Below are 1,327 nucleotides of genomic sequence, written 5' to 3'. Positions count from 1 at the left end.
CCGCCAGTTGCTGGATGCGCAGGCGGTCACTTCCCCGTATCTCTTTGATGCTGGTTTGGTTGAACGCCATCAGGCGTTCATCAGCAGCAGCCCACTGGCAATACGTGTCTACGACCGCCTGCAACACAATTTATTGCAGAACCCTGAGTTAAATCCGGTCAATTTAATCACTCTGGCCGGCCCACAAGCGGAACTGGCTTTTTCTCATTCCAGAGGTACCGAACTCACCAGTGGAATACCGGGGCTGTTTACACCGGCGGGTTATCAAAAAATCCTCAAAGAAATGGTACCGCTGATTGCCACATACTATAAGCAGGATCGTTGGGTACTAGGATCTTATGCCAGAAAACATTCAATTAAAGCCATCGAGGAGTCTCTCCGACAGATCTATGTTAATAATTATATTTATCAGTGGGATACATTTTTGGCAGATATTCGGCTAAACCATATCAGTGACTTAACACAACGGGCAAACACCGCGCGCTTACTCTCTTCGACGGCGTCTCCCCTGCGCCAGCTACTGGTCAATATCAGTCAGAATCTGACATTGACTGACCCGCTTAACAATCTGATAAATCTGGCTCCCCAACAGATGACATCTCCGAATAACAGCCAGCCCTCACCGGAAAATCTGTTATCAGCTCATTTTGCCCCCATTACAGTTCTGGCGAAAAAAATGAAGGGAAAAAACCCGCAAATTCCTTTCGATGAAATACTGCAAAAAATCGGCGAGTTATACCAATACCTGACGGCGGTTCAGAATGCGGTGAATACCGGTTCCACTTTTCCGCCTAATGATATTATCACCCAGTTACAGACTGCCTCAGAACACCTGCCGATACCGTTCAGTGAAATGATCTCTTCACTGGCTATCGGTGCCATCAGTGATACCCAACTCAGTGATATGAAAAGTGTCAGTAAACAACTCAGCTCAGAAATCGGGGGGTTTTGCAATCAGGCCATTACCCATCGTTATCCGCTGATGCCAAGCGCCCGTGAAGATATCAAACCGGATGATATGGCCCGCATGTTTGCCCCCGGCATAGGGCTGATGGACAGTTTTTTCCAGAAAAATTTAGTGGGCAAAGTGGATACCTCCCAGCCCCGATGGCGGTTTATGTCGGGTGTCGATGGTCAGCCCCTGCCCGGCGGAGAAAAATTTCTCAAATCTTTTCAGCAGGCACAGATCATCCGTAATACGTTCTTTGCTAACGGAACGACCACGCCGTCATTTAATGTCATGGTGCAGCCCGTCAGCATGGATAACAACATATTGAGCATGGTACTGGATGTCGGCGGACAGCGGGTGCAATACAGCCACGGCCCG

The 1,327-nt window shown here is 48.6% G+C and carries 1 protein-coding gene; it reads left to right on the top strand.

Annotation, left to right across the window (positions count from 1 at the left end):
• The coding region (locus Xinn_RS20860; protein WP_280176163.1) for an ImcF-related family protein at positions 1–1,327 on the top strand (1,327 nt) is incomplete at both ends.

The organism is Xenorhabdus innexi, assembly GCF_002632485.1.
Taxonomy (GTDB): Bacteria; Pseudomonadota; Gammaproteobacteria; order Enterobacterales; family Enterobacteriaceae; genus Xenorhabdus; species Xenorhabdus innexi.
This window is presented reverse-complemented; position numbering and strand designations above follow the sequence as displayed.